This is a genomic window from Hallella multisaccharivorax DSM 17128 (assembly GCF_000218235.1).
Taxonomy (GTDB): Bacteria; Bacteroidota; Bacteroidia; order Bacteroidales; family Bacteroidaceae; genus Prevotella; species Prevotella multisaccharivorax.
This window is the reverse complement of the sequence record NZ_GL945015.1, coordinates 1-7,016: the sequence shown is the minus strand read 5'-3', so window position 1 is coordinate 7,016 and position 7,016 is coordinate 1. Positions and strand designations below refer to the sequence as shown.

Annotated in this window: 10 protein-coding genes; 4 read left to right on the top strand and 6 right to left on the bottom strand. The window is 40.1% G+C overall.

Going from position 1 to position 7,016, the window contains the following annotated elements:
- The 3 genes from PREMU_RS00040 to PREMU_RS15420 all read right to left on the bottom strand — a co-directional run.
- A partial coding sequence (locus tag PREMU_RS00040; protein WP_007572100.1) for a hypothetical protein occupies positions 1 to 259 on the bottom strand: 259 nt, incomplete at its 3' end.
- A 182-nt stretch (positions 260 to 441) separates the two neighbouring features.
- Positions 442 to 945, bottom strand: a complete 504-nt coding sequence (locus PREMU_RS00035; RefSeq protein ID WP_244863846.1) for a hypothetical protein — start codon at positions 943 to 945, stop codon at positions 442 to 444.
- Positions 933 to 1,211: a hypothetical protein gene (locus tag PREMU_RS15420; RefSeq protein ID WP_244863844.1), complete on the bottom strand. Its 279-nt coding sequence runs from the start codon at positions 1,209 to 1,211 to the stop codon at positions 933 to 935. The genes PREMU_RS00035 and PREMU_RS15420 overlap by 13 nt, the downstream gene beginning before the upstream one ends.
- A 92-nt stretch (positions 1,212 to 1,303) precedes the next feature.
- Between PREMU_RS15420 and PREMU_RS00030 the strand changes: the two genes are divergently transcribed.
- The 3 genes from PREMU_RS00030 to PREMU_RS15345 all read left to right on the top strand — a co-directional run bounded on the left by PREMU_RS00030 (position 1,304) and on the right by PREMU_RS15345 (position 4,913).
- Complete coding sequence (locus PREMU_RS00030; RefSeq protein ID WP_007572099.1) at positions 1,304 to 1,747, top strand: hypothetical protein; 444 nt, start codon at positions 1,304 to 1,306, stop codon at positions 1,745 to 1,747.
- 417 nt (positions 1,748 to 2,164) lie between these two features.
- Positions 2,165 to 3,142: a replication initiation protein gene (locus tag PREMU_RS00025; RefSeq protein ID WP_007572098.1), complete on the top strand. Its 978-nt coding sequence runs from the start codon at positions 2,165 to 2,167 to the stop codon at positions 3,140 to 3,142.
- A 403-nt stretch (positions 3,143 to 3,545) separates the two neighbouring features.
- The gene (locus tag PREMU_RS15345; RefSeq protein ID WP_007572097.1) at positions 3,546 to 4,913 is read left to right on the top strand and encodes a plasmid recombination protein; all 1,368 of its coding nucleotides are present in this window, start codon (positions 3,546 to 3,548) and stop codon (positions 4,911 to 4,913) included.
- Between the two features lie 11 nt (positions 4,914 to 4,924).
- On the opposite strand, the gene PREMU_RS00015 is transcribed toward PREMU_RS15345, so the two are convergent.
- From PREMU_RS00015 to PREMU_RS00005, 3 genes are all read right to left on the bottom strand, one after another.
- Positions 4,925 to 5,194 (bottom strand): Txe/YoeB family addiction module toxin, encoded by a 270-nt coding sequence (locus PREMU_RS00015; protein ID WP_007572096.1) that lies wholly within the window; start codon positions 5,192 to 5,194, stop codon positions 4,925 to 4,927.
- Positions 5,182 to 5,445 carry a hypothetical protein gene (locus tag PREMU_RS00010; protein ID WP_007572095.1) on the bottom strand — a complete coding sequence of 88 codons (264 nt, stop codon included), beginning with the start codon at positions 5,443 to 5,445 and terminating at the stop codon, positions 5,182 to 5,184. Before PREMU_RS00010 ends, PREMU_RS00015 begins: the two co-directional genes overlap by 13 nt.
- A gap of 183 nt (positions 5,446 to 5,628) precedes the next feature.
- Entirely contained in the window at positions 5,629 to 6,399 is a 771-nt protein-coding gene (locus PREMU_RS00005; RefSeq protein WP_007572094.1) for a hypothetical protein, read from the bottom strand.
- Between the two features lie 92 nt (positions 6,400 to 6,491).
- Between PREMU_RS00005 and PREMU_RS15415 the strand changes: the two genes are divergently transcribed.
- Complete coding sequence (locus PREMU_RS15415) at positions 6,492 to 6,650, top strand: hypothetical protein (RefSeq protein ID WP_244863842.1); 159 nt, start codon at positions 6,492 to 6,494, stop codon at positions 6,648 to 6,650.
- Positions 6,651 to 7,016 lie beyond the last annotated feature (366 nt).

Below are 7,016 nucleotides of genomic sequence, written 5' to 3'. Positions count from 1 at the left end.
TTATACATACTTCCGTACGCTTTAAGAAGTCCGTCAAGCTCTCACCCTCCTGCATCCTGTAAGTCCTGCCGTTCTTGATGTCCTCCAGCCCTTTCTGAATAGACAGAAGTTCAGCCTTTGAAAGGAAATCGTCATCATCGGCAACGCTAATGACAATGGGACGGGCATTCTTACGAGAAACAAAGACGGTCTCACGCTCTGCCAAATCAAAATATTTCTTCTGATTGGCTCTAAATTCTCTTGTTGATACGATCTGCATGGCTCTATGGCTCTAATGTTCGTGGCAAAGATAGGCAAAAAAAACGAATCTCCAAACATTTTGCGTACTTATTTGCGTACACATAAAAAGAGCCATACCAGACTCTATATTCAAGTGCAGGCAGGCTCTTTTATTACTTTCAGACTCCTAAATTTTTGTCTATCAAAATTTTCTCAGAATATTTAATGACTAAAGGTACAATTAGCTATAAAGCCATAAGAAGGATTATTTCCCTTTCCTCTAAATTCCCACTTAAATCCTTTACCTGCGACATTTGCATCCCAATAAGAAGTCCAAGTGAAAGTATTGTTTGGTAACGATCCAGTTCCACTAAAAGCAACACTTTCTGGTGTTGTTATATTATCGTCTGGACTTGGCTTTGCATTAGGATTTAATACTTCAAAGAAATAATAAGTAGAATATAGTGAAGGATTTAAATTAACTTGCATTTTTAGAGTTCGGCTGGAATCATAAAAAATTCCTGTAGAACTTTGAGACCCTCCATTAATACTCAAAGAAGGGAAATTAGCTCTTGTTCCTGCAATAGTATTCTTAGATACAGAAATATCAAAATTCGCATTTTCCTTCACCTTTTTGACCAATGTTTTTCCATTTACAGAAAAAACGACATAAGCAGTTTGTGGATTTGAAATAGCACTTGCTACTTGAGCATTTAAAACACGCAAATTTTCCTTATATTTTCAATACTCAAGGGACTAACTTTCTCTAAATCCTGCCAATCAGCTCCTGTTACATAAGATAATGCCCTTGTTTTCTTATTTTCGTTGATGTAATACTCGTTAGTAGTTTCATTTACATCAACAAAACGGGCTAAAACCTCCATGTCCGACTCAGTATTACTAACTACAGGCTCCATAACATCATTGTCGGTACACGAGCAAATACCAAAAATGGTCAATAACCACACCAAAATAGCTGTGACTTTTTTCATATTCATCCTTTCCTTTAAGTTGATAAAATAAGATCTATCCGCAAAAATAAGAAAAAAACACTATTTTTGTACCAGATATAAAATTTTTAACTATGAATAAAATTAAGAAGACTTTCTTTGGGCTTATTTCAATAGCATTACTTTGTATTATTTCAACCACTGGATGCGTTGAGGAACAAGGGTACAACAATTATAAAAACAAAAGTATTACATCACAAATTTGTGATGTAACGTGGGCAAGTGAAAAAATAACTGATGAAAATGGATATACTTGGCAGACTACTTACAAATTTAACACTAATGGCACTTATACAAAGACAAATATAAAAATAGAAAACAAAGAAGAAACTAAAATTAATGGGCAATGGGCATTTGGAGATCCAAATTCTAGAACCATTTATTTTGGTAGAGAACATTACTGGGATATTGTTAAACTGACAAAAATCAAATTTTCATTCTACGACAGAAATGGAAACATTAGAGATCCTTTTATGAATAAAGAATACGTAGAACTTACGCCATATCAAGAAAATTAAATTATAATCAACACGATTATATCTATCGTAATAATATAAGTTTTTTATTGTGTACCTAATTGTGTACACGGCATAAAAGTTTGTTTTCTTTACGCTTACGCTCTCCCCCCCCCCCCCTCAAAGGGGGGATTATTTTTGTCTTTTTCCCTTTCATTTCTTTTCCTTTCCAGTTTTCGGGCACCCAACTCAATAAAAGACTTATCTCTGTCTTAGACAACGTCTGTTATGTCTATCTTCGCGCGCGCGCGCATAATGCGAGGGAAAGGGGAATTCCAGCGAGAAATTTAATGTTAAAAGCGAGAAATTTAATGTTATTTTGAAGCCTTTCAGCGAGAAATTTAATGTTATTGGCGAGAAATGTTATTTTTTCTCATTCTAAATTACTATCTTTGCAACGTAATTCTAAATCAAGCATTTATGGCAAGGACTATAAAAGGGAATGAGCTCGCAATCCAGTCGTACATCTTCACGACCGCTAAGTATGATTTTAATGCTTACGAGAAACGTATCATGTACCGACTTGTGGAGTTCGCACAAGATGAAATCAAAGGGATTATGATTAGAGACAACATGCACAAGATAACACCAACCTTATTCGGTCGGGAGATAACCATGCCTGTTGCAGATATACTCCGAAACGAGAAAGACCAAAACTATACAATAGCAAAAAAGGCTTTCAGAAGCTTGGCTCAAAAGGGAGTAGAGTATGAGGACGAGAAGACTTGGCAATATACGAGTATCATATCAAGTCCCAAGATAGACAAGATAAAAGGCTATGTAATCTTCACTGTCCTTGATGATATTTGGCGGTGTCTGCTGGACTTCACAAAAGGCTATCGGAAGTACGAGCTTGTTACCGCCATGCAGTTCAAATCCGTCTATTCTATGCGTATGTATGAACTGATGAGCGGACAGAAAAAACCTTTGGAATTTACCTTTGAGGACTTAAAACAATGCTTCAAAGTAAAAGATAAATATAGCAAAGCCAGTGATTTCAAACGTTGGGTATTAGATATCTCAAAAAAAGAACTTGACAAGAGTAGCCCTTACTCGTTCAACTACATCGAGGCAAAAGAGGGTCGCAAGGTTGTAGGCTTCAAATTCTTCCCCACATTCAATCCAGACAACAAGGACGCAGAACTCTATGCTACAGAATTGCGTTCAAAGGTTTCAGCAAGCGCACAAATAAGCCGTAAAGCATATGACTACTTCCGCTATTCGTTTGAGTTCAAGGCAGCCGAAATCAGCAAGAACAAGAACACCATCATCGAGGGGGAAAAGAAGATACCCGACTTCATAGGCTTCCTTTCCTCCCTTGTCGGCCCATCGAGGACGGCCAATAACCGCATCGGATATGTAATCAACGCTATCAAGAAGAAGACCGCAGAAAGTTAATACTTGCATCTGACGCAAGACCATTCCAACCACATGCAAGATTTTGCGGCTGGTGGGATTTCTTGTCTGTATGGGGTCGTTCCGTTCCTCCACTCGTGCGCATGGTGTTTCGTTGCACTCCACACCTCGGGCGCACGTTCCAACCACTCCGTTTCATGGTGCTATCGCTGTGGGGGCATGCTGCCCCCTACACCCCCTTCCTTCCGCCGCACGCCATATCAAAAAAAACATGGGTGTCCGTTTGGCGGTCTCGGTTTTTCGATGTATATTTGCACCAAGCAAATATGCAGAGAAAAACGCACACGAGCACCTTTATGCGATTTTGCAAGCAAAATCCCCTAAAAGTGCTGTGTGCAGGAGGGGTTAAATCCCCTCCTTGACCTCCCCCTCAAAAACCACGGACATGAAGCAGAGCAAACAGGGGGCGTGTAGCTCCAACACGCAGACCGCAAAGGCAAATTGCCTGGTCCACAACAGACGCGATGAAAGTACTGAAAAGGTGCCGGAGTATGTGAACAAAAACCGCTCGCACCTTAACCGGACCATCTTCGAGGACGACATGATAAGGGGACGAAAATCCATCGTCCCACTTGTACATGCCGCAGAAAAGCTATACACGGAAAAGACAGGGCAGAAGTGCCAGAAGTCATTTGCCCCATTCCGTGAAGCGTGCCTGCACCTCAAAGAGGGTATAACGGACGAGCAGCTTATGGACTTCAAGGGCAAGGTCGAGCAGGTAACAAAGTGGAAAGTCATAGGGATATGGCTCCACGAGGACGAGGGGCACGTAAAGTCCAAGTACATCGAGGGGGAAGAGGGCTTTTCCGTCAATCACCACGCCCATGTGCTTTTCAGTTGCCAAGACCTTAACACGGGAAAGGCCATAAGAGCGGACAGAACCAAGCTGTCACGCATGCAAGACCTGCTGGCAGAAGCCACAGGGATGGAGAGGGGAAACAAAGCATCCGAGACAGGCAGAAGACACCGCAGCGCAATGGAGCAAAGGATTTTCAGCCAAGAGCAGCGTGTGAAAGAGCTGGAGGAAAAGGCCGCCATGCGCTGGCAGGGAATAAACGAAGCGGACACGATGCTCAGACAGATACAACGGCAGAACGAGGAAGAGGAGGAAGAACGCAAGCGGATAAAAGCACGGCAGGAGAAAGATTTGAAAGCCTACAACACCAAAAAAGCGGCCAAGGAAGCCCTAATAAGCGCCTCTGAGGGCGTTAAAAGACTTTTCGGGCAGAGTTCCAAGGACAAGACCATAAAAGCCCTCAGAGAGCAAATAAACGCCAAGGACAAGGAAATTTTCGCCCTAAAGTCCGAACGGATAGGGCAGCTTGGCAGCACCACGCAGAAAATTGAGCAGGCATACAGACAGGGATTTCAAGAGGGGCACAAGGAAGTGTATGGGCTGCAGAAGCAACTCAAAGAAGCCAATGAGCTGGCCAAAGACTCCAAAAAATACAGGGCGGATATTGAAAAGTTCCAAGGCATTCCAATCATCGAAAGATGCATCGAAATAATTCGCAGCTATGTTTTTCACTTCAATGGGCGTTTCGATGCGGAGGACAGGAGATTGTTATCTTCTGTCATGCAAGGCGATGCAGATGCAGCCGAGAAACTAAAAGACGCAGCCTATTACGGGTGTAAGGGGCTCGGACAATCCCAATACTACTCAAGATGGAACCAGGCGGAAAGGGAATTGAGAAATATCGCCAACGGAGTGAGAGAAGAAGAACAGCAACGAAGCAGGGGGCTAAGAAGATAGCCTCCTACTTGTTACTTGTCGTCATAATGTCCCATGGCCGACACGATGAACACCACCACGGTCGTATCATTGACCGTGTAGCGTAGTCGGTTCTTTTTGTCGAGCTTCCTCGACCAAATGCCATTGACGTGGCGAAGCTGATGTGGGTGCCCTGTCCCAGTGTATGGGTGTTCCAGAAGCTCTGGGATAAGGCTCTCGAACTTCTTGTAGGCCTGTACATCAGACTTCATCATCTTGATAAGTTCCTCTGTCGCTTCCTCTGAAAATTCTATTTTATACATACTTCCGTACGCTTTAAGAAGTCCGTCAAGCTCTCACCCTCCTGCATCCTGTAAGTCCTGCCGTTCTTGATGTCCTCCAGCCCTTTCTGAATAGACAGAAGTTCAGCCTTTGAAAGGAAATCGTCATCATCGGCAACGCTAATGACAATGGGACGGGCATTCTTACGAGAAACAAAGACGGTCTCACGCTCTGCCAAATCAAAATATTTCTTCTGATTGGCTCTAAATTCTCTTGTTGATACGATCTGCATGGCTCTATGGCTCTAATGTTCGTGGCAAAGATAGGCAAAAAAAAACGAATCTCCAAACATTTTGCGTACTTATTTGCGTACACATAAAAAGAGCCATACCAGACTCTATATTCAAGTGCAGGCAGGCTCTTTTATTACTTTCAGACTCCTAAATTTTTGTCTATCAAAATTTTCTCAGAATATTTAATGACTAAAGGTACAATTAGCTATAAAGCCATAAGAAGGATTATTTCCCTTTCCTCTAAATTCCCACTTAAATCCTTTACCTGCGACATTTGCATCCCAATAAGAAGTCCAAGTGAAAGTATTGTTTGGTAACGATCCAGTTCCACTAAAAGCAACACTTTCTGGTGTTGTTATATTATCGTCTGGACTTGGCTTTGCATTAGGATTTAATACTTCAAAGAAATAATAAGTAGAATATAGTGAAGGATTTAAATTAACTTGCATTTTTAGAGTTCGGCTGGAATCATAAAAAATTCCTGTAGAACTTTGAGACCCTCCATTAATACTCAAAGAAGGGAAATTAGCTCTTGTTCCTGCAATAGTATTCTTAGATACAGAAATATCAAAATTCGCATTTTCCTTCACCTTTTTGACCAATGTTTTTCCATTTACAGAAAAAACGACATAAGCAGTTTGTGGATTTGAAATAGCACTTGCTACTTGAGCATTTAAAACACGCAAATTTTCCTTATATTTTTCAATACTCAAGGGACTAACTTTCTCTAAATCCTGCCAATCAGCTCCTGTTACATAAGATAATGCCCTTGTTTTCTTATTTTCGTTGATGTAATACTCGTTAGTAGTTTCATTTACATCAACAAAACGGGCTAAAACCTCCATGTCCGACTCAGTATTACTAACTACAGGCTCCATAACATCATTGTCGGTACACGAGCAAATACCAAAAATGGTCAATAACCACACCAAAATAGCTGTGACTTTTTTCATATTCATCCTTTCCTTTAAGTTGATAAAATAAGATCTATCCGCAAAAATAAGAAAAAAACACTATTTTTGTACCAGATATAAAATTTTTAACTATGAATAAAATTAAGAAGACTTTCTTTGGGCTTATTTCAATAGCATTACTTTGTATTATTTCAACCACTGGATGCGTTGAGGAACAAGGGTACAACAATTATAAAAACAAAAGTATTACATCACAAATTTGTGATGTAACGTGGGCAAGTGAAAAATAACTGATGAAAATGGATATACTTGGCAGACTACTTACAAATTTAACACTAATGGCACTTATACAAAGACAAATATAAAAATAGAAAACAAAGAAGAAACTAAAATTAATGGGCAATGGGCATTTGGAGATCCAAATTCTAGAACCATTTATTTTGGTAGAGAACATTACTGGGATATTGTTAAACTGACAAAAATCAAATTTTCATTCTACGACAGAAATGGAAACATTAGAGATCCTTTTATGAATAAAGAATACGTAGAACTTACGCCATATCAAGAAAATTAAATTATAATCAACACGATTATATCTATCGTAATAATATAAGTTTTTTATTGTGTACCTAATTGTGTGTACACGGCATAAAAGT

Bases quoted from the DNA above. Each gene is read 5' to 3' on its own strand.
- PREMU_RS00010 (WP_007572095.1), bottom strand. From the start codon at position 5,445: ATGCAGATCGTATCAACAAGAGAATTTAGAGCCAATCAGAAGAAATAT.
- PREMU_RS00015 (WP_007572096.1), bottom strand. From the start codon at position 5,194: ATGTATAAAATAGAATTTTCAGAGGAAGCGACAGAGGAACTTATCAAG.
- PREMU_RS00030 (WP_007572099.1), top strand. From the start codon at position 1,304: ATGAATAAAATTAAGAAGACTTTCTTTGGGCTTATTTCAATAGCATTA.
- PREMU_RS15420 (WP_244863844.1), bottom strand. From the start codon at position 1,211: ATGAAAAAAGTCACAGCTATTTTGGTGTGGTTATTGACCATTTTTGGT.
- PREMU_RS15345 (WP_007572097.1), top strand. From the start codon at position 3,546: ATGAAGCAGAGCAAACAGGGGGCGTGTAGCTCCAACACGCAGACCGCA.
- PREMU_RS00025 (WP_007572098.1), top strand. From the start codon at position 2,165: ATGGCAAGGACTATAAAAGGGAATGAGCTCGCAATCCAGTCGTACATC.
- PREMU_RS15415 (WP_244863842.1), top strand. From the start codon at position 6,492: ATGAATAAAATTAAGAAGACTTTCTTTGGGCTTATTTCAATAGCATTA.
- PREMU_RS00005 (WP_007572094.1), bottom strand. From the start codon at position 6,399: ATGAAAAAAGTCACAGCTATTTTGGTGTGGTTATTGACCATTTTTGGT.